Origin of the sequence: Rhodobacter sp. NTK016B (assembly GCF_017303295.1) — a bacterium.
GTDB lineage: Bacteria > Pseudomonadota > Alphaproteobacteria > Rhodobacterales > Rhodobacteraceae > Pararhodobacter.
Genome location: NZ_JAFKOK010000013.1, coordinates 140,018 through 164,885 on the forward strand (window position 1 = coordinate 140,018; position 24,868 = coordinate 164,885).

The window sequence follows — 24,868 nt, forward strand, 5'->3', positions numbered from 1 at the left end:
TGCGTGAGATCACGCACCCTACAGCGTCGCGCGTGGTCTTCGCCCGCGCCATCAATGGACCGTGCAGACCATGCAGGGATCGAAGCTGCGCACGATATGCTGGACGGAAAGCGGTGTCTCTTCGCCTTCGGCCACCGGGGCGCCGACCAGCGCGGCTTCCAGCGCGCCGGGCAGGCCCTGCGCGTCGCGGGGCGAGAAGTTCCATGTGGTCGGCGCAACGATCTGGTACGAGGCGATGCGCCCCTTCTCGATCCTGAGCCAATGGCCCAGCGTGCCGCGCGCGGCCTCGACAAGCCCTACGCCCTGCCCGCTTTTCGGCAACGTGAAGGGTTCGAGGAAGATGGCCGAGGGGTCGAGCGCTTGCGCCGCCTCTTCCAGCCAGATCTGCGTGCGGGCGATTTCCAGAAGCCGGGCGGCGACGCGGGCACGCACGCCCCCCTCATCGGCCAAGGCCAGCGCCAAGGGGTGGCCATCGACCGCCTGCCGCGCCAGCGCGCCGCATTCCACAACCTGCCCGCCCAGACGCGGTGCCTTGCACCAGGAATAGGCGTCCGCGCGCATGTCCTCGTCGGGGACGGTCTGGCCCTGCGCGGGATGCGCGGTCTCGCCCAACATCCAGGCGTGGCTGAGATCCTCGGTGATCTGGGTGGGATCGAAGGGTTTGAGCGTGCCGTGATCGAGCAGCCCCGCGCGGGTCAGGCGCTGCGCGCCCTGTGGATAGGCCCCGGCCGACAGGTAGCGGCGCGGGCCCTGCCCGCTGGCGGCGAGACCCAGATCGGCGGCGATGCGCAGGAATAGTGCCGCGTCGCCGGTCGTCCACCCGTAGAGATCTGACAACGTGGTCAGCGCCGCGTAATCTTCGAGTTTCGCGCCGAAGATCGTGGCCTCCAGCGTGCGGCGGAAGCTGCGCAGGGTGGACAGGATCCGCACCCGGTCGCGGGCATCGGGCGCCTTGGTGACGCCGCCGGGCTGGATAGCCAGCGTATGCGGCCATTTCCCCGCGAGCATCCCGGTGATGTGCAAAAGCTGCGCGCGCCCTTCGGTGAGCTGCCGCGCGGCCGAACCTTGCATGGCGGTGAACCGCTCGACCGCCGGCCCGTGCCAGTCGCGCCCGGCATAGGCGGGGCGGGCGAAATCGGGCATGAAGAACAGCGCGAAATGGGTGACGTGATCGGCGAGATTCTCGACCGCGTGCAGGATCGCGGTGGCGCGCGCGCCCTGCGGCGTGGGCGTCACACCCGCCGCCTGACCCAGCGCCAGCGCGGCGGCGGCGGACTGGCTGATCGAGCAGATCCCGCAGATGCGCGGCACGATGGTCAGCGCGTCACGCGGATCCTTGCCCGCCAGCATCATCTCGAAGCCGCGAAACAGCGGCGAGTTCACCTGCGCCGAGGCAACGGCGTCGTCCCGGATATCGAGCCTGATTTCCAGATCGCCCTCGACCCGGTTGAAGGGTCCAACCAGCAGCTTGCGCGTCACTTCGAGTTCCTTTTGGCGCCGGGCGGCACGCGGATGCGGTCCGACACGGCATTGACACCGATGCGCCGGGGCGTGGCCGCCTTGGATAGCGAGGCCAGCGCCATGAACCACGCTTTTGGCATGTCCGAGGGCAGGCCGATGGGGATGCCGGCGATGGTGGGCGTTTCGGTGAAAGGGTGGTTGGGCTCTTCGAATTCGGGCGCGGTGCAGGCGATGCAGGGATAGCCCGCGCGGGTGCACGAGCCCTCGCCGTTCCAGCCCCGGATATTGCAATCGCCCACCGCCTGCGTGCCGACGCAACCCAGATGTTCCATCATGCAGCCCATCTCGGACAGCTTGGTGGCCGAGGCCTTGTATTCATAGAACTCGTTCTTGGTGCAGGCATGATGGACAAGGTGGTCGGTATAAAGCCTCGGGCGGCCGAAATCGTCGAGATCGGCCTCGCTCAGCCGGTCTTCGGCCATCAACAGCAGGGTCTCGGCCACCCAGCCGGGATGCGTGGGGCAGCCGGCGATGTTGATCACCGGACGGCCCGAACGCGCGCGGAAGCTGGGCGGCAAGGCGCCGCCGGCGAGCTGGCCTTCATATTGCAGCCCGGTGGCACCTGCAGGGTTGCCGCCCGCCGAGGTCACGCCGCCATAAGCCGCGCAGGTGCCGACCGCGACCACGTCGCGCGCAAGCGGGGCAAGGGCGCGCACCCAGTCGAGCATCGAACGCCCGGTGCCTGCGAGCATGTGATAGCGCCCGGTGCCCTTGGGTCCGGTGACGATCGAGCCCTCGACGGCGAGCACGTCGAGCGTCTGTTCCCCCGCCTCGATCGCCGCCAGAAGGCGCGTGACCTCAGCGCCGGTGGCCTCGGAAAAGGACGGGTGCCACAGGAACTCGATTCCGCCATCCGCCATCAGGTCGAAGACATTGGGATCCTCGGCGCACAGAAGCGACATCGTGCAGCCGCCGCAGCCGGCGGATTGCAGCCAGAGAAGGTTCATTGCGGGTCGTCCATCGGCAGTTCGAGGCGGAAGCACGCGCCGGTTTCGGTGGGGGGACACAGGGACAACCGCCCGCCATGTTCCTCGGCGATCTTGTGGCTGATCGACAGGCCCAGCCCGGTGCCCTGTCCCACCGGCTTGGTGGTATAGAACGGATCGAAGATCGAGGCCGCCTGATCCTCGGGCACGCCGGGCCCGGTATCGGTGACGGCAAGCACGGCGCGGTCGCCCTCGCGCTCGATACGCAGGACAAGCTGCGGGTTCGCCTGCCCCTGCATCGCGTCCATCGCGTTCTGCACGAGGTTCATGACGATCTGCTGGATATGCCCCGGCACGCCGCGCACCGAGAGGTTGGGCAGCCCGGTGAATTGTACCTCGATCCCGCTTTTCGAACCGCGCTCGACCCAGCGGGCGGCGACGCGGGCGGTATCGACCAGATCGAACACCACACGCTCGCCCGTCCCCGACGCGGAAAGGCGCCGCAGGTCGGCCACGATATCGCGCACCCGCTCGGCCCCGTCGCGCGCGCCGACGATGGCCTCGCGCAGGTTCTTGAGGTCGCGTTCGAGCTTCAGCTCGGCACGCAAGGCCACCAGCTCGTCGCGCGTGGCCCCGGCCTGCACGCGTTCGAAATAGGTCTCGAACCGGCCGACATACCGCTCAAGCGCGTGGGTCGATGCATAGACGAAGCTGATCGGGTTGTTGAGCTCATGCGCGACCCCGGCCAGAAGGCGGCCCAGCGAGGCGAGCTTTTCGTTGCGCACAAGCTGGGTCTGCGCCTCTTTGAGCTGCTTGTGGCTGGCTTCGAGATCGGAATAGGCCGCGCGTAATTCACCCAGCGGACGCCCGATCAGCACCGCGCCGATCATCCGCCCCCGGTCGTTGACGCGCGGCGAAACGGCGATGTCGAAGGGCGCGGGCCCTTCGGGTGTCATCACATTGGCCTCAAAGCGCGAGGCGTTGCCCTGCAGCCGCAGATCCGCCAGCGCGGTATCAAGCAGCGCCGCGCCATCGGCATCGAACAGCGCCGTCACCCCGGTGCCGGTCAGGGCCGCGACCGGCTGGCGCACGCAGGCCGCAAAGGACGCGCTGGCCTCTTCGATCCGGGCGTCGCGGCCCAGCACGACCATGATGTCGTTGACCGCGCCCAGAATGGACGCGATGAAATGGCGAAGCTGGTGCAGTTCGCGGTTCTGGCGCTCAAGCTGTTCGTGATGGCTGGCGAGTTCGGCATAAGTGCGGTCATAGGCGGCCAACACGTTGAGCCACGCGGCGTCCGAGAAGTCGCCGTCCTGTGGGCCGTCCTTGGGCAGATCTGCGGTGCTGGTCATGTCGCTCTTGCCTCCGGGGGCACGATACCGCAGCCGGGCGAAGGGCGAAAGCCGCCGTGTCAAAAGCCGTGTTAAGAACGCAGTGAAGCCCGCCTGCCCCCGGCCCGCCCGAAGATCGCGCATTCCCCCATCGACAATCCGGAAAAGCCCGTTACCTTCTGGCGCACCTGACTGGCGAAGAGGAGGCCATATGCGCTACCACGCCCCGGCAACATTCGATGAAGCCGTATCCATTGCCGCGAAAGCGAGCGGCGTGACCCGTTTTCTGGCAGGCGGCACCGACGTCTTGGTGCAGCTGCGCGCGGGCGCGGTGACGCCCGATGACCTGATCGACCTCAAGAAGATCCCCGGCACGCATGACATCACCGCCCAGCCCGATGGCGGCTGGCGGATCGGCATCGCGGTTTCGGGGGCCAGTCTGGGTGCACATGCGAAACTGGTCGCCGACTGGCCCGGCGTGGTCGAGGGGATGGAGCTGGTCGGGTCGACGCAGGTGCAGGGGCGCGCCACGCTGACAGGGAACCTGTGCAATGGTTCCCCGGCCGCCGACTCCGTGCCGGGCCTTGTGGCGGCGGGCGCGACGGTGACGATCCTCGGTCCCGACGGTTCGCGCGAATTGCCGGTGGAACAGGTGCCGGTCAAACCCGGCAAGACCGCGCTGGAGCCGGGCGAGATCATCACCGCGATCAACCTGCCGCCGCGTGGGAAGAATGGCGGCGACGCCTATCTGCGCTTCATCCCGCGTACCGAGATGGACATCGCCGTCGTGGGCTGCGCCGTCAGCCTGACGCGCGAGAATGACAAGATCACCGCCGCACGGGTGGCACTGGGCGCCGTGGCGCCGACCGTGCTGCTCGATGAGGCCTGCGCGCAGGCCATCGTCGGCACGACGCTGGACGATGCCGCGCTGGCCGCACTGGCCGAGGCCGCGTCGGGCGCCGCCAAGCCGATCAGCGACAAGCGCGGCAGCAAGGAATTCCGTGTGGATGTGGTCGGCGTGCTGGCCCGCCGCGCGGCGAAGATCGCCTATGAGAGGGCTGCGAAATGAGCAAGATGCATGTGACCGCCACTGTGAATGGCGACGAGGTCGAGTTCCTCGCCGATCCGCGCGAGACGCTGCTCGACTGCCTGCGCGACCATCTGGACCTGACCGGTTCGAAAGAGGGCTGCGGCACCGGCGATTGCGGGGCCTGTTCGGTGATGCTGAACGGGCGGCTGGTTCCGTCCTGTCTGGTGCTGGGGGTCGAGACCGACGGCGCCACGATCGAGACGATCGAAGGCATGGCGCCCGAGGGTGCGCTGCATCCGCTGCAGCGCAAGTTCATCGAACATGCCGCGCTGCAATGCGGCTTCTGCACGCCCGGTTTTCTGGTGGCCGCGAAGGCGCTTCTGGAAAAGAACCCGGACCCGTCCGAAAGCGAGATCCGCTATTGGCTGGCGGGCAATCTGTGCCGGTGCACCGGCTATGACAAGATCGTTCGCGCCGTTCAGGACGCGGCGGCTGAAATGCGGGGGGCTGCGTGATGGCGAAAGACGAGATCACCAAGGAATTCAAATGGATAGGCACCACCCCTGACCGCCCCGACGGGCTGGACAAGGTGACCGGCCGCGCCCGCTATGGCGCCGATTTCAACCTGCCCAACATGCTCTACGCGGCCGTCGTCCGCTCGCCCCATGCCCATGCGAAGATCCTGAAGATCGACGCGTCCAAAGCGCTGGCGATGAAGGGCGTCAAGGCGGTGGTGACACGCGCCGATCTGCCCGAGGGGCTGACGGGCGAGGATCTGTATCTGCAGGAAAACACGCTGGCGGGTGAAAAGGCGCTTTATGATGGCCACGCCGTCGCCGCCGTCGCCGCGACCTCGCAGCTGCTGGCCAATGATGCCGCCAAGCTGATCGAGGTGGAATACGAAGTCCTGCCGCATGTCACCGACGTGGACAAGGCCATGGCCAAGGACGCGCCCGTGATCCTGCCCGATTGCGCCGACCACACCGTGCCCGAGGGGATGGGCCCCAACGTGGCGCGGATGATCGAGTTCGGACGCGGCGATCTGGACGCAGGCTATGCCGAGGCAGATCTGGTCCACGAGCAGAGCTACACCACCGAAGCCACGCATCAGGGCTATATCGAACCGCATGCCGCCGTGGGCCAGATGGGCTCGGACGGCAAGGGCGAGATGTGGGTCTGTACGCAGGGCCAGTGGTTCATTCGCAAGATGTGCTCGGCCGTTCTGGGTACCGATCCCGCGCAGCTTCGCGTCACGCCGTCCGAAATCGGCGGCGGCTTCGGCGGCAAGACGACGATCTTCATGGAGCCACTGCCGCTGGCGCTGTCCAAGAAAGCGGGCGGGCGTCCCGTCAAGCTGGTGATGAGCCGCTCGGACGTCTTGCGCGCGACGGGGCCGACCGCGTCCGCGTCGATGGACGTGAAGATGGGGATGAAAAAGGACGGCACAATCACCGCCGCGCAGGTGACGTTCCGCATGCAGGGCGGGCCCTTCCCCGGCGCCTCGCCCGTGGGTGAAGCACTGTCTTGCGCCTTTGCCTGTTATGACATCCCCAACCTGATGCATGTAGGCTACGAGGTTCTGGCCAACCGCCCGAAATGCGCGGCCTACCGCGCCCCGGGCTCGCCGATGGCTGCTTATGCCGTCGAAAGCATGGTGGACGAACTGTGCCGCGAATTGTCGCTCGACCCGATTGATGTGCGGCTGAAGAACGGCGTGAAAGAAGGCTCGCGCGCCTCTTACGGGCCGAAATTCAAGACGATCGGTCTGGCCGAGACGCTGGAAGCCGCGAAGTCGCATCCGAATTACGCGGTCGCGCTGGGGCCCAATCAGGGCCGCGGCGTCGCCTCGGGCTTCTGGTTCAACCATGGTGGCGAAACCTCGGTTTCGCTGGCGATTTCCGAGGACGGCACGGCGCAGGTCTCGGTCGGCACGCCCGATATCGGCGGCTCGCGCGCCTCGATCGCGCTGATGACCGCCGAGACGCTGGGCATCCCTTATGAAAACGTCCGGGTGAACATCGTCGAGACGGGTGCTCTGGGCGTGAACGAGCCCACGCATGGCTCGCGCGCGACCTTCGCCAGTGGCAAGGCTATGTGGGAAGCCGCCAATCAGGCCATCAAGGAGATGTGCAAGCGCGCCGCCCAGAAATGGGACATCGACCCCGAGGCCGTCACCTGGAAGGACGGCGCCGCGCATCCGGCGGGCGACAATGCCGGCCAGTTCGAGCCGATGAGCATCAAGGAAATCGCAGCCGAGATGGGCAAGACCGGCGGGCCGATCTCGGGGCACCACGAATCGACGCCATCCGGCGCCGGGCCGTCCTTCGGCACGCATGTGGTGGATGTCGAGGTCGATCCCGAAACCGGGCGCGTCACCGTGCTGCGCTATCTGGTCACGCAGGATGCGGGCCGGGCGATCCATCCGCAATATGTCGAAGGTCAGTATCAGGGCGGCGCCGCACAAGGCATCGGCTGGGCGCTGAACGAAGGCTATATCTACGGCGAGGACGGCAGGCTGCAAAACAGCGTGTTCCTCGATTACCGGGTGCCAGTGGCTTCGGACCTCCCGATGATCGACACGGTGATCGTCGAAGTGCCCAATCCCGGCCACCCCTTCGGCGTGCGCGGCGTGGGCGAGACCGGCATCACGCCGCCCCTGCCCGCCATCGCCAACGCGATCCACGCGGCCACCGGCGCGCGCCTGCGGGCGCTGCCGATGAACCCGCCGGCGGTGCTGGCGGCGATCAAGGCCATGGCCTGATGGTCGAGGTCAATCTCTGGTCGGGGCTTCGCAAATTCACCGACGGCGCCGAGGTGGTCGAGGTGGACGGCAAGACCGTCGGGCAATTGCTCGACGGTCTGGTGGCGATCCATCCGGGGCTTGAGCCGGTGATCGAGTCGGGGATCTCGGTCGCGGTGGATGGCGAGGTGATCACTGGCGGGCGTAACACCCCGGTGGAACCCGACAGCGAAGTGTTCCTGATGCAACAGATCAAGGGCGGCTAACCGCTTCGGCCGGACGCAAACTCGACTTCTGGCTGTATCTTTCTACCATCGATCGCGTTTTGTTGCGTTATCGGTACGGATGGATTTGTCAAAAGCGATCATGGCCATCTATGACATGGCCTATTCCGGCCGCGATTGGAGCGGCGCCCTGGGTTGCCTTCTCAAATCGCTTCAGGCGCGCAACCTCGTGCTCTATGACACCGGCGACCGGCGCGCGATCCGGTATGAGCGACACAGTGCCGATCCGGACCTGTCACGCCGCCCCAAGCTGTTCGCGGAATACAACGCCCTGATCCGGCCGATGGGCGCGCAGAGTTTCGACGCCGAAGGCGCGGTGGCCATTCATCAGCGTCCCGCTTTCAGCACGATTCTCGACAGCGAGATGTGGACGCTCGACGCCGCCCACCGCTCGCGGCCCGAGATCCGCTTCACGCGCGAGCGGCTGGGCCTGTACCGGCGCTGTTTCGTCAACCTGTCGGAAGACCCTTTGAGCTTTGTGGGGCTGGTCGCGCTTTACGCTGCCGACAGGCCGGGCGCGCCACCCGCCTCGGACCTGCGCGCACTGGAATCGGTGACGCTGCATCTGGGCAAGGCCATGGAAATTCACCGCACACTTCATGCGCTGCGCGCGCGCTACCGTGCCGTGCTGTCGGTGCTGGACATGATGGACCTGCCGCTCTGCCTTGTGGCCGAGGACGGACAGGTGCTGATTGCCAATCGCCGCGCGCGCGCCCTGTTTGAGGCGCGCGACGGCGTCTGGATGGACCGGCAGGGACGCATCGCGTGCCGCGAGGACACCAGCCACGACGCGCTCCGCGCGGCGATCCGGGACACGGCCCTGACGGCGTGGGGAGAAGGCGCGCACCGCTCGCGCGAGCTGATCATCGCTCGGCGGGGCACCCCCCTGCCCGTCTACGCCATCGCCTCGCCCCTGCGCGACGCGGATCTGGAGCTGGAACCGGGGCTGACCGGTACGCTGCTGACGCTGATCGACGGCGCGCAACCGATTGCCGCGAATGTCGGGCTGGTTGCCGCCGCCTATGGTTTGACCGGCGCCGAAACGGCGGTCGCGCACCTGCTGATCCCCGGCCATTCGAACGCCGAGATCGCTGCGCGGCTGGGCGTCGGCCCGGAAACGGTGAAATCGCAGGTCTCGGCGCTGCTGATGAAGACCCAATGCCGAAACCGGCTGGCCTTTGTCTGGCGCGTTTTTCAGTTCTCTCCGCCGGTTCTTTGAAACCGGGTGATTTGGGGCGAATTGTCCAGATCCGGCGGCGGATGTCCCCCGGTCGGGGGATGCGCCACGACCGCGCCTGTCGGATCGTCATTCACACATTTTTTTAGGAGAGTTTGCTATGTTTCTGAGCCATGTCAAAACCGCTCTGGCTGCCTGCGCCATGGCCGCCCTCGCCCCGACCGGGGCCGAGGCACAAGTCGGTCGCTTCATGGGCGGCGGCACGATCTCTAATTTCACCTACGCCTGCGTCAATGCCGGCTGGGACCGCAACTCGGAAGCCTACATGGTCCGCTTCCAGCCCGCGAATATTGGTTCGAATGCCAATCGCGACCTGTTGACCTTCCTCGGCTCGGCCCATTCCTTCTCGATGCAGCGTGATGGCGGCTTCACTACATGGTGGAGCGCGGTCGATCATGCCTTCCTCGGTTCGGGGATCGGCTATTCCGACGCCACCTGGGACGACCATGCCGATGTGCGCATCATGTCGATGTGGCCCTCGGACCCGGATGCCAACACGATGGTCCCGGTCCGCATCCGCGGGCAGATCCGGCATTTCGGCCATGTGCCGTGGTGCCGCGTCGATTTCGACGTGATCGTCCAGCAACGCTGAACCTCAGGCCCGGCCCAGGGCGGCCTGCCCCTTCCCGGGCGGACCGCTCTCTTTTGCGTGCAATGGCCTCGCGCCACGGAAAAAGCGGCCGGTTGTCACCCGGATGCAGCACTCGGACAAAAAAACCACGCCCAAAGCGGCAATCGAGGCCATTCGGCGCTTTTGTCTTGGGCACGGGGCGGGGATCGCCGCTAGAGTGGCGACAGCCGAACGGTCGCGCCAGTCGATCGACGCCATGACAACGAGTGAGACACGACACCATGATCTACGCGCAGGATGACTGCCGAGCCGCCCGGGGCACCACCACCGGACATCGCCCCCTCATCCTGACCCGATCCGCGCCCCGCAGCCGCGCGATGGCCAGTGCCGCGCTGCTCTGCGCGTCTAGCCTGATCGGTGCCACCGGACAGGCACAGGCACAGGCACAGGAGGCGATGTTCCCGGCCTCGCCCGCGACGCATACCGTCACCGGCTTCACCATGCTGGACTATTCCGCGCTCACGCTGACCGATGGGACCGATTTCGACCTGTTCGGCATCCACTACATGCAGCGCGTCAACGACTGGCTCTATGTCGGCGCGGGCGCCTTCGCGCCCATGGTCGAGGGCAATTACTCGGGCTTCTACGGCGCCGATGTCACCCTGCACGCGCAGCGCACCATCTTCGGCAACTGGTTCGCCAATGCGGGCCTGTCGCTGGGCGCCGCGGCGGGCGGTCAGAGCAACACCAATATCTCGCGGCTCTCGGGCGACGGGATCTATGGGCGGGCTTATGTCGGCGTGGGCTACGCTTTTGAGAATTTCAGCCTCGGCCTGAATTACAGCCATGTCGAGATGCCCGGCGGTCAGGTGAACAGCGATGCCGTCAACCTGTTCGTGCAGATGCCGTTTTCCTATGCGCGCGGCGATTTCCGCGATGCGGGCCGACAGCTGGGTCTGCAGGATTTCGACGCGCCGCGCACCGACAACATCCTGTCCTTCAACTACACCCATGTGTCGCAGATCGACCCGACTGCGCGCTATTCGGGCGATATCGGCTTCGCCTCTCTGCAGTTTTCGCATTTCCTCAACGACAACGTCTACGCGTTCTTCGGCATCGATATCGGCGTCTCGGGGCTGATGTTCTTCAATCAGGCGCAGGGCGGTCTGGGCTATCGCTGGGCGCTGTCGGACAACGTCAATCTCTACGGTCAGGTCGGCATCGGCAGCGGCGGCTATGTCACCAATACCTATGACGCCGGCCCGGGCCTTGCCATCTATCCCCGCGCGACGCTGGAATATCTGTGGGGCAACGGTTTTGGCGCGACCGCATCGCTGGGCTATCTCGCCGCTCCGCTGGGCACGGCGCGCAGCTGGACCGTGGGTCTGGGCCTGAACTACCACATGTCGGGCCCCCGTTCGGGCCGCACGGACCGCTCGGGCGCCGACTACACGCTGCGCGGCGTGCGCCTCAACGTGATGGGACGCGCGACCTCGGATATCGATTTTAATGGCCGTGTGACCGATGGGCTGGGCCTCGTCGCGCTGCAGGCCGATTACATGCTCGACGAGAACTGGTATCTCGCAGCGCAGGTCGCCGCCGGGACCGAGGCGTTCCGCGGCATTGCCGGCTATGCCGAGGGCTATATCGGCGCGGGCTGGCAGACGAACCTGACCGCCTCGGGCCGGCTGCAGGCCTATGCGCAGCTGCTCTACGGTCTCAACGATGTCGGCGTGAGCCCCGCGCATGAGGTCGGCGGTATGGTCTATCCGGCAATCGGCTTCAGCTACGGCCTGAACGATCGCGTTGCGCTCTACGGGCAGATCGGCGCGACGATCTCGACGGGTCAGTATTTCGGCACCCATACCAATGCGTTCGAAACCTATACCGTCGGTCTTGGCCTTTCCTATCGCTTCTCGCTGCCGACACGCTGAGACCAACAGCCGCGTGCGTTGCACGATCTAAAGGCCCCGCCCGGCGCGATCCGGGCGGGGCCTTGCCTTTCGCGCGCGCCGGTTGCCTTTGACCCGGCCAGATGGTCAGATGCGCGCCCAGAGGTTGGATCCCGGAGGAACCCCGCAAATGACCATCGAAACCACCCATGTCGGAAGCCTTCCGCGCGGCGATGCGCTCTCGGCGCTGCTGATCGCCAAGGACAAGGGCGAAGGCTACGACCCGGAAACGTTCGAAACCGCCGTTGCCGCCGCCATCGCCGACGCGATCGCGCATCAGCGCGAAGCGGGCGTGTCGATCGTCTCGGACGGCGAATTGGGCAAGGTGGGATACTCGACCTACATGCAGGAACGGCTGTCGGGCTTCGGCGGCCATATCGACCGCAAACCCGCCAAGGACCTCGCCGCGCATCCCGGCCTTGCCAAAAAGCTCAGCGCGATCATGGGCAGTCAGGAATTCACCCGTGCCTCGTGCATCGGCGAGGTGAAGCTGGTCAACCTGCAACCGGCACTCGACGATATCCGCCGCTTCAAGGCCGCCCTGTCGGCGCGCGGCGATACCGGGCGGGCCTTCATGAACGCGGCCTCGCCGGGCCTGATCACCGCCTTTCAGGTGAACAAGTATTATCCCAGCCACGAAGCCTATCTCGCCGATCTCGCCGCCGCGATGCGCCCCGAATACGAGGCCATTCTCGATGCGGGCTTCGATATCCAGTTCGACTGCCCCGATCTGGCGATGTCGGCGCATACCGGCTATCAGGATCTCAGTCAGGACGAGTTCGTCAAGGTCGCTGCCGCCAATGTCGAAGCACTCAACGCCGCGACCGAGGGGCTGCCCAAGGACCGGATGCGGATGCATCTGTGCTGGGGCAATTACGAGGGGCCGCATGACCATGACATCCCGCTCGAGAAGGTGATCGACGTGGTGCTCTCGGCCAATCCCTCGACCATCCTGTTCGAAAGCGCCAATCCCTGCCACGAACACGAATGGGTGGTCTGGCGCGATGCGAAAATCCCCGGAGACAAGATCCTCGCGCCCGGCGTGATCGACACCTGCTCGAACTATGTCGAACATCCGCAGCTCGTGGCCCAGCGCCTGCAGCGCTTCATCGACATTGTCGGCAAGGACCGCGTCGTCGCCTCGACCGATTGCGGCTTCGGCACCTTCGCGGGCTACGGCAAGATCGACCCCGACGTGACGTGGAAAAAGCTCCGCAACCTGCGCGCGGGCGCCGATATCGCCGCTGCGGCCTGATCCGGCCGCGGGCCCCGCATCTTTAATCCCGAAATATCCTCGGGGGTGAATTGGCCGAAAGGCCAAGAGGGGGCAGACAGCCCCCTCTCTTTTTTTCTCATCCTCCTGCGCGCCTTCGCCCCGGGCGACGCCCCCGGCCTCGGCGGGCTGCGGCGTCAGGCCGCGAGCGTGGCGCGCCGCCCGTGCCAGAACAGCAGCAAGGCCGTGACCCCCAGCGCCGGCAGCGCGATCATCGGCGAGGCCGACAGGATCAGCACCGCCAGCGCCAGCCGCAGGACCATCTCGGGCACGCCCAGCGGACGGCGGTCGAATTGCGCCAGCACGCTGCCAAGCAGGTAGAGCCCCAGCGCGATGCGCGCCAGCAGCCAGCACAGCGACACCCAATGCACCTGCCCGTCATACCCCGCGAGATAGGCGTCACCGGCGGCGTTCGGGTCAATCTGCGCGGGTTCGATCAGCAGAAGCTCGGGATAGAAGGCGAAAACGAACGGGATGACGAACATGACGATCCCCGATTTCACCGCCGAGAAGGCGGTCACCATCGGGTCGGCCTTGGTGATCGAGGCCGCCGCGAACGCCGCGATTGCCACGGGGGGCGTGATCGCCGAGGCGACCGCGAAATAGAAGATGAACATATGCGCGGTGAAATTGGCGATACCGAGTCCTGACAGCAGCGGCCCCATCAGCAGCGCCACGTTCAGATAGGCTGGCACGGTGGGCATCCCCATGCCCAGCAGAATCGCCAACACCATCGTCACCAGCAGCGCCATGAACAGGAACAGCCCGCTCTGACCCACCGAGCCGCCGAAATCGTTCAGCAGATAGCTCGCATCGCGGGCGATATAGCTCGAAAGGCCGGTCAGGTTGAGGCAGAAATCGATCACCGACACGGCGAGGAACATCAGGTACAGCGTCGAGACCAGCACCCCCGCCTCGGCCAGTGCATTGACCAGCTTGCCGGGCTTGCGGCGGATCTCGGGATCGATGAAGAACATCACCATCAACAGCGCCGCCGCCCACCAGCCAGCCGATCCCGCATCGCTGGCAGCGTTGCGCACGGTCTCGAAGAACCACGGCAGGCTGACGACCCGGCAGGCATCGCCGCTGATCGTTGTCACCGCGCCGAAGAAATCGGTGATCGGGCCGCAGCCGATCGCATCCTTGGGCGTGACCAGCAGGAACAGGATCAGCAGCACCGGCCCAAAGATCATCGTCAGGTTGATGTAATCGCTGCGGGTCATGCGCATCTCGGGCGGCAGCGTGGCGCCTTGAGCCTCGATCCCCTGCTTTCGGGCCTGAAAGATCACCGACACGAAGAGCGCGCCGAAATAGGCTGCGGCGGGCAATGAGGCGGCTATGATCACCTGCGAATAGGGCACCGTCGTCATGGTCGCCAGCACGAAGGCCGCAACGCCCATCACCGGCGGCATGATCTGCCCGCCCGACGACGCGGCGGCCTCGACCCCGCCGGCAAAGACCCGCGAAAAGCCGCGCTTGACCATCATCGGGATGGTCAGCACCCCGGTCGACAGCACGTTGACCACCGGCCCGCCCGAGATCGTGCCGAACAGCGCCGACGAGACGATAGCGGCATGGGCCGGGCCGCCCCGCAGGCGGCGGGTCAGGATGAAGGCCACCTTGATCAGCGACTGCCCGCCCGCCGAGACACCGAAAAGGTTGCCCAGCACGATATAGGGAAAGACGGTATAGAGCAGGATGCTCATGAACTGCCCCAGAAGCCCTTGGGCGTTGTTCGTGAGCACGTCCTCCATATTCGGGCGTCCATCCAGCAGCGAACGCGGCTCGCCGCCCAGGATCGTGACCAGATAGCGGTTCTGATCGGGACCGAAGAAATACCAGACCGCAATCGTCGCCATGGTGTAGCCCGCGATCAGGATCGCCACGGCGACCAGCGGCAGGCCCCAGACGCGGATATTGTAGCCAAGGAAGGTGGTGACGCCGAGCCCCACGACGGCAAAGATCCAGACGCCCAGCGTCCTGATACAGGCCGGGTCCTCGACCGAGGTGGGCTCCGGCAGGCCCATCATCTGCGCGAATTCGATCTCGCGGCGCAGCGCGCCCTCGATAAGGGCCGCGCGTTCACCGGTGACCTGATCAATCAGGCAGACCGAGTCGATCTCGATCAGGTACGAGACCGAGATCACCACCGCCATCGCGACCAGCGCGATGTCCATGAACAGCCCGAAGGCGGCCAGACGCCGGCTTCGGTCGCGGTAATGGCGGTATTGCGAATGGCGCAGCGCGACGATGACCATCATCAGTACGAAGGTCATCGGGAACAGGTATTCGTAGCTGAAGCGGCGGACGGGAATGTTTTCCCACCCGGTGATCGAGGCCACGAGATCCTGAAAGCCCGGGATGACCGGCATCGCGTTGACCATGCCGAGGCAAACCAGCAGGAAGCCCAGCACGAGCGAGATCGTGATGCCTCGGTCGCGCGCGCCCTCGGCTTCGGCGGCGGTATCGGTCATGGGATCGGCCATCGGGCTATCCTGCATTTGAGTTCGGGAACGAACCCCGTCTCCGCCACGGGCGGCGGGGACAAGGCGATCAGGGGACCAACCGGCAAAGCGGCCGCCCCGTTGTCATGCGATGCGGGCGGGCAGCATCCCGGCTCAGCGGGTGCCGCCCTGCCCCGTGGGCTTACTGGCCTTCGGCGCAGTCGGGAATGTCGTAGCCGTGGTCTTCCCACGCCGCGACGGCACCGGGATGGTAGAGCAGTTGGTTGTTGCCACAAAAGCCCGACAGGCGCTGATCGACGACACCGAAACCGCCGGTCCGCGCGAAAGGCGCCGAGGCGATCAGATCATCGAGGGTTTCGATATGCGCCGTGGTCAGGTCATAGGCCAACTGATAATCCATGTCGGCATTCACCACATCGGCAAAGGCCGTGCCCATGCCGCGCAGGATCCCGTCTTCGGATTGCGACAGCCGGACATTGTCGCCGTAACCGATCGAATCCCATTCGATCTCGATCGGGATATTGCCGGGCATCTGGAAAATGCGCTGGAAAGCCTCGCTTTCATAGGTTTCCTGCGGGACCGAAATGACCACCACATTGCCCGCCGAAGCCAATAGGTTCACGCGGTCCGACGGGTGCGTGGTGGGGACCACGAAAGCATCCATCGAGCCATCGACCAGAAGCGAGGCCAGCTGACCCCAATTGGCCTGATGGCCTTCGTAATCGGTGCCGTCCTGCATGCCGGTGGTCAGCGTGATGGCCTGACGCGCATTGGTCAGCGCGGCGCCGCGCGGCGGGCCGTTGAACACGGTGCGCCCGCGCAGATCTTCCCAGGTCTCGATGCCCGAAGTCTCGAGCGTCAGGACGTTGAAACTGCCCGCGTTGTAAGGATAGAGCGCGCGCAGATTGGCGGCGATTGCCGCGCCCTCTTCGCCCTGCGCCGAGAACGGCCCCATGCCACGCGACAGCAGGAACGGCAGCAGCATCGGCGCCGCCGAGATGTCAGTGCGGCCCTGCGCCACGTCGAGGATCGAGTTGGTCAGCGTCTGCCCCTCGGCCACCTGCAGCGAGGCGATGCCGCGCTGGCCCGCGACGGTGGCCAGATGGGTGATCGCCAGATGCGGCGTCGAGCCGGGGCTGCTGGTGGCCGCAGTCAGGTTCACCTGCGCGCCGGCAGCGCCGGCGAGGGTAACGGTGGCCAAGGTCAGGGCCGTGCTGTGCAACAAGGTTTTCATGTCTTTCCTCCCGATAAAGACGAAGCCCGCGGCGACACCCTCCTCGCGCCGCCGCGCGCGTTTTATTCAGCCGCGCCGTTCTGGGCTGCGACGATCTCTTGCCAGGGGCGCGCTTTGCCCCCGACATATTTCGACACCAGTTCCGGGTTCACCTCGTCCGCGGCATAGACGCCGATGGCGACGCCGCTGCGCTGAACCCCGACCCCCATCTTGGTCAGGGCCTCGCGCGATTTGGTCAGCCGCTGATCGCAGCGCCGGAACCAGGCGTGCAGATGCTCGTACATCTCGGCGAGGACAGCCGCATGTTCGGGGCTTTCGCCCAGATCGACCAGCTCCTGCGGATCGGTCTCGAGATCGAACAACATGGGCCGGTAGCCGCCTTCGAAGTGAATGAGCTTCCAGCGTTTGGTCGTCGCCATGAAGGCGCGCGCATCGGCAACGTCGACATCCAGAGCGGTACGCAGCGGCGTGGCCGAGTAATCGTATTCGCAGATCGCCACGGCGCGCGGCTGTTCGGTCGCCTGCCCGTGCAGGATCGGCAGCAGCGAATGCCCCTCGGCCTGATGGGCGATGTCTTCGGCATTGCCGCCCGCGACCTCGTAGAAGGTTTTCACAAGGTCAATTTGCTCGACCAGCGCGTCCGAAACGGTGCCGCGGGTCGCGTCGGCCTCGGGCGAGGGATCGTAGATGATCAGCGGCACCCGGGTCGAGGAATTGTAGAAGAATTGCTTCTCGCCCAGCCAGTGATCCCCAAGGAAATCGCCATGATCCGAGGTCAGCACGATCATCGTGTCCTGCATGCGCCCGGTTTCCTCGAGCCAGTCGAACAGCACGCCCATCTGGTCGTCGATCTGCTTGATCAGGCCCATATAGGCCCCGAGCATCGCATCGCGCGCCTCCATCCGGCTGAAGGTCTTCGACACGGGGCCGTTCATCATGCCGCGCAGCACCGGATGCGCGTTGTCGCGCTCGTCCTCGGTCCGCACGACGGGCAGGAAATGCTGCGGTCCGTACATCGAGGCATAGGGTTCGGGCACGATATAGGGCCAGTGTGGCTTGATCAGCGACAGATGGCAGCACCACGGGCCCTTGGCATTCTTTATGAATTCCATCCCGCGCCGGGTCATATAGGGCGTTTCGCTGTCTTCCTCGCGGATATTGGCGGGCAGATTGTTGTTCTTCAAGAACCAGCCCGACAGCACGTTGCCGTCCGCATCGAGGGCCGAATTCGCGTAATCATGCCACGGATTCTCGCTCTCATAGCCTTTCGAGCGCAGATATTCGTTATAGGTCAGCGCGCCGCCCGGATCATACGGGCCGTCCGGGCCTTCGGGGCGCAGCCCGTCATCGCGTTCGTAGACGTCGAAGCCGCATTGCGCGACGCGCTCGCCGATCCGGGTGCCGCGTTCGATCCCCAGCCGCTCCATTCCCTCGGTATCGGGGGACATATGGGTCTTGCCGACCAGCCAGCAATCCATCCCCTGCTTGCGCAGATGGTCGCCCAGTGTCGGCTCGCCCACGCGCAGGGGGATGTTGTTCCACCCGGCGCCGTGGCTGTTCACGTAGCGCCCAGTATAGGTCGACATGCGCGAGGCGCCGCAGATCGGCGCCTGAATGTACGCCCGGTCGAACCGCACGCCCTTCTCGGCCAGCTTGTCGATATTCGGCGTGTCCAGATGCGGATGGCCGTAGCAAGACAGGTAATCCCACCGGAGCTGGTCGAACATGATGAACAGGATGTTCTTGGCCTGCGCCATGATGCGTCTCCTCCATTGGCCGCGCCGCTCGGGCACCCGTTCGGCGCCCCGGCTGACCGCAACCTTCCCCAGCGGCACAATGAGACGGGACCGGCAGCAAGGGAAATAGAAATTGCCGCCGCCTCATATCAAATCCGTTATGTGTAGATTTCGGCGGCCTTCGAAAAGAACAGGGTCAACAATGCCCGCGCCGGGGCGCTCATCCGGGCGCCCGTGCGGTAGGTCACGCCCACCGCCCCCATCATGTCATGCACCGGCGTATCGATGGCCACGAATTCCCCGCTTTCCAGTTCGGGGCGCACGATGCTGCGCGACAGGCAGGCGATCGAGTCGCTGTGGCGCAGGAAGGTGCGCGCGAATTCGTAGGACGAGGATTCGATCACCCGGTCGAAGCCGCGCCGCCCGTTCATAACCAGGAACTTATTGATCTCGTTCCAGATAATCGCGTGCTGTTCGGGCCCGATGATGCGGTACTGATTGACCTCGTCGAGCGTGACATCGCGTCGGTCTGCCAGCGGATGATCCTTGTTCGCGGCGAAGACGATCGGCTCGGAGAAGAGCTGCTGAAACGACAGACCGTTGAGCATGCTGGGGTCCAGCAAGCGCCCAACCGCGAAATCGACCCCGCCGTCGCGCAGGCGGTTCACCGCGTCGAAATACATGCGCGCTTCGATGACGACATGGGTATCGGGAAACAGCGTGTAGAAATCCTTGAGCGCGGCCACGGCAAGAAGCCGGGTGATCGCCGGGGCCAGCGCAATGCGCACCACCGGGCGATCGGGCGCGCCGCGCAGCCGTGCTATGCCGTCACCAATCTGCGCGAGCGGGCCTTCGATCGTGTGCAGGAACTCTTTCCCCTCGGCGGTCAGCACCATGCCCTGCGGCGAGCGCAGGAACAGGGTCGCGCCCAGCTCGGCTTCAAGCTCGGCAAGGCTGCGCGACAACGAAGGCTGAACGGTATTCAACGCTTCGGCGGCGCGGGTCAGCGATTTGTGGCGCGCGATCTCTTGAAAATGCCGCAGGTGCCGCATGCGCACGCGATGTTCCATCGGTGCTCCTCCTTGCTTGAAACCCGGCCGCAGGGCGCAGGCCTATGCGGTTTCGTTATACGAACCTCAGGAATGGGCATTTTACAACCCGTCGCGTGCAAGGCAGGCTGCGCTATGAGAGGGTCGGCGGGGAGGGTCCGCGCCGCTGCTGCATCGCGGCGCGCGCCGGGAGGAGGAACGATGGACAGACCGAATTTTCTCTACATCATGACCGATCAGCACCGCGCCGACTGGCTGGGCTGCGCCGGGCACCCGGTGGTGAAGACCCCGAATATCGATGCGCTGGCCGCGCGCGGCACGCGGTTCACCGATTTCCACGTCGCAAGCCCGGTCTGCATGCCCAACCGCGCCAGCTTCATGACGGGCCGCTACCCGTCGCAACATGGCTTGCGCTATAATGGCTGTCTGCTGCCCCGCAATGCGCGGACCTTCGTCGACCTGCTTCGTGAGGCAGGCTACCGCACCGCCAGCATCGGCAAGAGCCACCTGCAACCCTTCACCGATTCCCCGCCCCCCCATACGGGCAGCGGCCCCGAAGCGTGGCGACCGGATGGCGAGGATTACGGCTGCGAGGCGCCCGAGCGATACGAGGGCGCGCGCTATGACTTCCCCACGCCTTATTACGGCTTCGATCATGTCGAGATGGTCACCGGCCACGGCCCCGAGGCGGGCGGGCATTACCGGCAATGGTTTCGCAAAACCTATCCCGACGGGGCGGCATGGCAGGGGCCGGAAAACCAGTTGCCGCATGACTATTCCGTCCGTCAGGGCGTGCGCACGGCGGTGCCGGAAGAGGCCTATCCCACTGCCTATATCCGCGACCGGGCGATCGAGTACCTGCGCGCGAATGCGGGTAGCGAGGCGCCGCTTTTCACCTATGTTTCGTTCCCCGATCCTCATCACCCGTTCAACCCGCCGGGCAAATATTGGGACATGTACGATCCCGACGATTTCACCGTCTTCCCCGCCTACGAAGACCACAAGAACCCGCCGCCACCCCTGCAGGCCGTGCGCGCCGATTTTGAGGCCGGGCGCGTCCCGCCCCGCGCGACCGGGGTCTTCATGGCCAATGACCGCGAGGTGCGCGAAGCGATGGCGCTGACGGCGGGCATGATCACCATGATCGACGACGCGGTCGGCGCGCTGGTGGCGGCGCTGAAGGAAAGCGGTCAATACGACAACACGATCATCGTCTTCAACTCGGACCACGGGGATTATCTGGGCGATTTCAACGTGATGCTGAAAGGTGGCTGGTCGCTTGACGCGATCAACCGGGTGCCGATGATTTGGGCCGATCCCTCGGCGCCCACCGGGGTGACAAGCGCAGCGCTGGCCTCGACGCTGGACATGTCGGCCACGATCCTTGATCGCGCCGGGATTGAGGGCTTGTTCGGCATGATGGGCCGCAGCCTGCTGCCCTGCATGGCAGGTAGCGATGCGCTGCGGGACGCCCTGCTCATCGAATACAATGACGGCTTCGTGCGGATGGGCTTCAAAACGCAGGCGCGGGTGCGCACGCTGGTCACGCCCGACTGGCATCTGGCGATGTACAAGGGCGAGGTCTGGGGCGAGCTTTACGACCGCCGCGCCGATCCGCACCAGACGCATAACCTGTGGGACATGCCCGAGCATGCGGCAACCAAGGCCGCGCTGATGGAGCGACTGGTTCAGGAGATGATGGGCCTGATGGACGAAAGCCCCCGTCACACGCGCGTGGCCTAGCCCGGGTTGTCGGCCGCAGGCGATGCGCGTAACGCTGTCCGAAAGGAGACGGCGATGGGTTTTTCCGAAAGCTACCTCGGACAATTGCGTGAGCTGGTGGGCGACCGGGTGCTGATCGTCGTCGGCGTGCGCGTGCTGATCGAGGATGAGGCGGGCCGCATCCTGATCCTCAAGCGCACCGATACCGGCGACTGGGGCCTGCCCGCAGGTGCGCTGGAACTCGACGAATCGCTCAACAACGCGATCCATCGCGAGGCTTGGGAAGAAGCCAATGCGCGGCTGGGCGAGGTGCAGGTCTTCGGCATTTCTTCGAACCCCGAAACCGAGCGCTTCACCTACCCGAACGGCCATCGGATCCAGAATGTCTCGGTGCTGGCACGGGCGCGTTTCATCGACGGGGCGCTTGCCACCAATGACGGAGAAGCCAGCGATTTCCGTTGGGTACATGCCGACGAGGTCGTCGAAGAGCATTTCACCCGCCCCGAATGGCCCAGCCTGCTGGCCTTTGGCCGCTGGCGCGATACCGGCGAGTTCCAGTTCTTCTGACCCAAGCCGGACCGGCCGCCCGCACCAATCTTGATTTCTCCAACGACCCGGCGTATTGAGCGCGCAGGTGCCGGGCACCTGCCGCCTGCGGACGAAAGTCACGGTGAAGCCCGGATATATGACGACATCTCACCCTTGATGCATTTCGAAGGTGGGCAATGCAGGCTCCCTCCCGTCCTGAAATGCCTCGTTTGAGGAGTGATCGATGTCTCATCGTTCCGTCACGGACAATTCCGTAAACACGTTCCTGACCCTTCCGGTCGGGCGCTTATTCCTACGCACCGCCTTGCCGATGGCGGTGGTGATGTCGACCGGCGGCCTTTTGTCGGTGGTCGACGGTATCTTCGTGGGCCGCTTCGTTGGCCCCGATGCGCTGGCCGCCGTCAGCCTGTCTTTCCCCATGGTGATGCTGCTCACCGCGCTGTCGACGCTGGTCGGCGGCGGCATGGCCAGCCTGGCCGCGCGCCATCTCGGCGCCCGGGACAAGGGGCTGGCGGGCCGGGCCTTTGCCAGCGCACACGGGCTGGCGCTGGCGCTCAGCGCGGGGATCTGGCTGCTGGCCTGGCTTCTGGGCCCGGTGCTGCTGCCGCTTCTGGCGGGCGGGAACACGACGCTTGTGGCGCCTGCCCGCGCCTATCTGGCGATCCTGATCCTCGGCGCGCCGCTGCAACTGGCGCTGTCGATCCATGCCGACCTTCTGCGCAGCGAAGGACGGGCGGGCGTGATCGCCCTGCTCTCGGTTCTGGTCAACCTGCTCAATATCGGCGCCAATGCGCTGTTCATCGTCCAGCTCGATATGGGCGTCGCGGGCTCGGCGCTGGGAACCGTGCTGGCGCAGGGGCTGGGCGTGGCTCTGCTTCTGGGCGTCAGGGCGCGCGACCCTGCGCTGGTGCCGCTGGGCGCGCTGACGCGGGAAAGCTGGCGCGCGGGCTGGGGGCGGATGCTGGCGCTGGGATTGCCGCTGTGCCTCAGCTTCATCGGCATGGCGCTGGTCTCGGGCGTGGTGCTGCTGCGGCTCGCGGGCAGCGACCCGGCGCTGATCGCGGCCTATGGCGTGGCGACGCGGCTTCTGGGCTTTGCCTTCCTGCCGCTGATGGCCATCGCGCTGACCGTGCAGTCGATCAGCGGCAACAATGCGGGCGCGGGCCAGATGGCGCGCGCGCGGGCCGGGCTGCGGCTGGGCGCGGTGGCGGCGGGCCTGTGGTGCCTGCTGGTCATGGCGCTGGGGGCCTTCGGGGGCGAGGCCTTGGGCGCGCTCTTCTCGGACGCGCCGGGCGTGGCGCAATCGCTGGCCGCGATCCTTCGGGTGATGACGGCGCTCTATGTCGTCAGCGGGCCGGTTCTGGTGCTGGCGATGCATTATCAGGCGCTGGGGCAACCCGGACGCACGGCGATGCTGACGCTGGTGAAACCGTGGTTGTTGACGCCCGCGCTGATCCTGACCCTGAGCGCGGCATTCGGCACGCAGGCCCTGTGGCTGGCCTTCCCGCTGGCGGATGCGCTGGTCGCTTTGATGGCGCTCGTCATTGTGACGCGCCCGAACCGCATAGGAGAACTGGCATGACTCTGACAATCGAGAGCGCCAAGGCACAGGCCAAGGCCCTGCGGCAGGCGCTGGCCACGGCGGGCACGCCGGTCAGCCACGCGCAGGCACTGGAACTGGTGGCCAAACAACACGGCGCGCGGGACTGGAACACGCTGCATGCGCGTCTGGCCCAGCGCAACATGCCGCCCGAACTGGCCTTCGGCGACCGGGTCACCGGGCGCTATCTGGGGCAGGCTTTCAGTGGCGAGGTGATCGGGCTGCAGGGCCCGTCGGGGCACCGGCAGGTCGAGATCAAGCTCGACCGCCCGGTCGACGTGGTGCAGTTCGAGAGCTTCTCGAACCTGCGCAGCCGGATCCGCTCGGTGATCGACGAGACCGGCCGGAGCCTGCGCAAGACCTCGAACGGGGAGCCTCAGCTGGTGGTCGAAAAGGCGCTGCGATAGGCGAGGCCGGCTTGTCCCCCGCCGTCTGCCCGGCCACACCCCCGGCCTTGTCCCACGCATGGGACAGGGCCGGGGGTCTTTTCTTTTCAGGAGGTTCGTGGGTGCCTTTAAGTATCTTACAAGCTTTCGCGGGGTTTCTGGCGCTTTCTCGCAAGGTTTTCCGATACCCGGAGCGGGGGCGTCCTGTCGCGCAGGATTCCGATGAGACAGCAGGCGCTTGCCGGGATCTATGGGGAGCTGGCGCCCTGCCCGGATATTCCGCACGGCGTCCCGCCCGACCTCCCCGGAGGGCGCGTAGGCGATGTCGGGAAGACCGGTGATGCCCTTCAGGCTTTGGAGCGCGGCGTTTGATCCTTAGATGCAGCGCCCTCTAGGTCGGGCGAGGCTCGGCTCGCATAGTTTAATCCAAGGCGACTACGGAGCGGTCAACAAGTTAAGATCAAGAAACAAATCTTCTTTCTTGACTTCAAGGATTCTCCCTCTGCAGGTCACCTCAAACAAAAACCTGTACTCTTTCTCGTTACAGTAAGTCGGCGGCTTTGAAAAAGGGACAAATAAGTACCTCCCCATCAAAGAATCGAAGTCTTGCGGTGTCCGACTCGTGAAAGAGAACCTTCTATCCAAATACTGAACTCTGCCATGCTTCAAGTTGACTGTAACATCCTGCAGTTCCTTAAGAGTGAGTGAGTTAATGTGCGCAACAAAACTGCTCACCTTAATCTGCTTCAGAATCGCTTCCGCAATTCGAATTCCAATCTTTTGGGTTTCTTCTTCCGTTCTCGCCACCACCCAAAAATCATCGTAATCCGCGAAAGGATTTGATGCACTTGGGTCGCCTTCAACTTCCGAAGCACAAAATATTAATGCATTCAGCGCTTGATAAGAAACCTCCGCTCTTGCGTGCTTTAGCCTCGTAAAACTCTCACCAACTCGATCAATAAAAACATCTTTAACAGTCGAAGAAAATCGCCCGGGAAAATGGAACCTTTCACGGGACGAACCAAAGCTCAAAGCGCCGGAGAAAAGAGTGTTAGCCCATTTATTTGGAATCTCTATTGGCTCCGGAAAATCCACAACAAAAGAATATGTGCCTTCTCCGGAATCCACCAACCCGTCATCTTCAATATCTTGATACTTCTGAATGCTTCCAATCAGAAGCTTCGAACCGCGCAATATATTGTGCTCGGACTTACAATACTTTACAATCAAGACTAAACGCTCCGCATGAGTTACAGACTGAA

20 protein-coding genes are annotated in these 24,868 nt (G+C 65.1%); 12 read left to right on the top strand and 8 right to left on the bottom strand.

Going from position 1 to position 24,868, the window contains the following annotated elements; all coding sequences use genetic code 11:
- Positions 1-51 precede the first annotated feature (51 nt).
- The 3 genes from JI664_RS17440 to JI664_RS17450 are packed head-to-tail and all read right to left on the bottom strand — an operon-like array spanning position 52 to position 3,799.
- Positions 52-1,479: a nickel-dependent hydrogenase large subunit gene (locus JI664_RS17440; RefSeq protein ID WP_207015048.1), complete on the bottom strand. Its 1,428-nt coding sequence runs from the start codon at positions 1,477-1,479 to the stop codon at positions 52-54.
- Positions 1,476-2,468: a HupU protein gene (locus JI664_RS17445; RefSeq protein WP_207015049.1), complete on the bottom strand. Its 993-nt coding sequence runs from the start codon at positions 2,466-2,468 to the stop codon at positions 1,476-1,478. Before JI664_RS17445 ends, JI664_RS17440 begins: the two co-directional genes overlap by 4 nt.
- Positions 2,465-3,799 (bottom strand): sensor histidine kinase, encoded by a 1,335-nt coding sequence (locus JI664_RS17450; RefSeq protein WP_207015050.1) that lies wholly within the window; start codon positions 3,797-3,799, stop codon positions 2,465-2,467. The genes JI664_RS17445 and JI664_RS17450 overlap by 4 nt, the downstream gene beginning before the upstream one ends.
- 190 nt (positions 3,800-3,989) lie before the next feature.
- Between JI664_RS17450 and JI664_RS17455 the strand changes: the two genes are divergently transcribed.
- The 8 genes from JI664_RS17455 to JI664_RS17490 all read left to right on the top strand — a co-directional run bounded on the left by JI664_RS17455 (position 3,990) and on the right by JI664_RS17490 (position 12,847).
- A complete protein-coding gene (locus JI664_RS17455) occupies positions 3,990-4,847 on the top strand; it encodes an FAD binding domain-containing protein (protein WP_207015051.1) in 858 nt (285 codons plus the stop codon).
- Positions 4,844-5,323 (top strand): (2Fe-2S)-binding protein, encoded by a 480-nt coding sequence (locus tag JI664_RS17460; RefSeq protein WP_109532526.1) that lies wholly within the window; start codon positions 4,844-4,846, stop codon positions 5,321-5,323. The genes JI664_RS17455 and JI664_RS17460 overlap by 4 nt, the downstream gene beginning before the upstream one ends.
- Positions 5,323-7,569 carry a xanthine dehydrogenase family protein molybdopterin-binding subunit gene (locus tag JI664_RS17465; RefSeq protein WP_207015052.1) on the top strand — a complete coding sequence of 749 codons (2,247 nt, stop codon included), beginning with the start codon at positions 5,323-5,325 and terminating at the stop codon, positions 7,567-7,569. Before JI664_RS17460 ends, JI664_RS17465 begins: the two co-directional genes overlap by 1 nt.
- On the top strand, positions 7,569-7,814 hold the full coding sequence (locus tag JI664_RS17470; RefSeq protein WP_207015053.1) for a MoaD/ThiS family protein: 246 nt from the start codon (positions 7,569-7,571) through the stop codon (positions 7,812-7,814). Before JI664_RS17465 ends, JI664_RS17470 begins: the two co-directional genes overlap by 1 nt.
- Positions 7,815-7,914: 100 nt before the next feature.
- Positions 7,915-9,051, top strand: a complete 1,137-nt coding sequence (locus JI664_RS17475) for a helix-turn-helix transcriptional regulator (RefSeq protein ID WP_207015054.1) — start codon at positions 7,915-7,917, stop codon at positions 9,049-9,051.
- A gap of 118 nt (positions 9,052-9,169) precedes the next feature.
- Entirely contained in the window at positions 9,170-9,661 is a 492-nt protein-coding gene (locus JI664_RS17480) for a hypothetical protein (RefSeq protein WP_207015055.1), read from the top strand.
- Positions 9,662-9,906: 245 nt separating this feature from the next.
- Positions 9,907-11,574 carry a hypothetical protein gene (locus JI664_RS17485; RefSeq protein ID WP_207015056.1) on the top strand — a complete coding sequence of 556 codons (1,668 nt, stop codon included), beginning with the start codon at positions 9,907-9,909 and terminating at the stop codon, positions 11,572-11,574.
- 148 nt (positions 11,575-11,722) lie between these two features.
- Positions 11,723-12,847, top strand: coding sequence for a cobalamin-independent methionine synthase II family protein (locus tag JI664_RS17490; protein WP_207015057.1), 1,125 nt, complete (start codon positions 11,723-11,725; stop codon positions 12,845-12,847).
- Between the two features lie 155 nt (positions 12,848-13,002).
- Here the strand turns inward: JI664_RS17490 and JI664_RS17495 are convergent, their stop codons facing one another.
- The 4 genes from JI664_RS17495 to JI664_RS17510 all read right to left on the bottom strand — a co-directional run bounded on the left by JI664_RS17495 (position 13,003) and on the right by JI664_RS17510 (position 19,370).
- Complete coding sequence (locus JI664_RS17495) at positions 13,003-15,351, bottom strand: TRAP transporter permease (RefSeq protein WP_349768737.1); 2,349 nt, start codon at positions 15,349-15,351, stop codon at positions 13,003-13,005.
- Positions 15,352-15,511: 160 nt separating this feature from the next.
- Positions 15,512-16,564 (bottom strand): TAXI family TRAP transporter solute-binding subunit, encoded by a 1,053-nt coding sequence (locus JI664_RS17500; protein ID WP_207015058.1) that lies wholly within the window; start codon positions 16,562-16,564, stop codon positions 15,512-15,514.
- 62 nt (positions 16,565-16,626) lie between these two features.
- Positions 16,627-18,321, bottom strand: coding sequence for a sulfatase-like hydrolase/transferase (locus tag JI664_RS17505; protein WP_207015059.1), 1,695 nt, complete (start codon positions 18,319-18,321; stop codon positions 16,627-16,629).
- A 137-nt stretch (positions 18,322-18,458) separates the two neighbouring features.
- On the bottom strand, positions 18,459-19,370 hold the full coding sequence (locus JI664_RS17510; RefSeq protein ID WP_207015060.1) for a LysR substrate-binding domain-containing protein: 912 nt from the start codon (positions 19,368-19,370) through the stop codon (positions 18,459-18,461).
- A gap of 180 nt (positions 19,371-19,550) precedes the next feature.
- On the opposite strand from JI664_RS17510, the gene JI664_RS17515 reads away from it, so the two are divergent.
- The 4 genes from JI664_RS17515 (at position 19,551) to JI664_RS17530 (ending at position 23,627) form a co-directional block, all read left to right on the top strand.
- Positions 19,551-21,092, top strand: a complete 1,542-nt coding sequence (locus tag JI664_RS17515) for a sulfatase family protein (protein ID WP_207015061.1) — start codon at positions 19,551-19,553, stop codon at positions 21,090-21,092.
- A 54-nt stretch (positions 21,093-21,146) separates the two neighbouring features.
- Positions 21,147-21,638 (top strand): NUDIX domain-containing protein, encoded by a 492-nt coding sequence (locus JI664_RS17520; protein ID WP_207015062.1) that lies wholly within the window; start codon positions 21,147-21,149, stop codon positions 21,636-21,638.
- 205 nt (positions 21,639-21,843) lie between these two features.
- Positions 21,844-23,202 carry an MATE family efflux transporter gene (locus JI664_RS17525; protein ID WP_286174156.1) on the top strand — a complete coding sequence of 453 codons (1,359 nt, stop codon included), beginning with the start codon at positions 21,844-21,846 and terminating at the stop codon, positions 23,200-23,202.
- Positions 23,199-23,627 carry a glyoxalase superfamily protein gene (locus JI664_RS17530; RefSeq protein ID WP_207015063.1) on the top strand — a complete coding sequence of 143 codons (429 nt, stop codon included), beginning with the start codon at positions 23,199-23,201 and terminating at the stop codon, positions 23,625-23,627. Before JI664_RS17525 ends, JI664_RS17530 begins: the two co-directional genes overlap by 4 nt.
- Before the next feature lie 414 nt (positions 23,628-24,041).
- On the opposite strand, the gene JI664_RS17535 is transcribed toward JI664_RS17530, so the two are convergent.
- Positions 24,042-24,800, bottom strand: coding sequence for a hypothetical protein (locus JI664_RS17535; protein ID WP_207015064.1), 759 nt, complete (start codon positions 24,798-24,800; stop codon positions 24,042-24,044).
- Positions 24,801-24,868 lie beyond the last annotated feature (68 nt).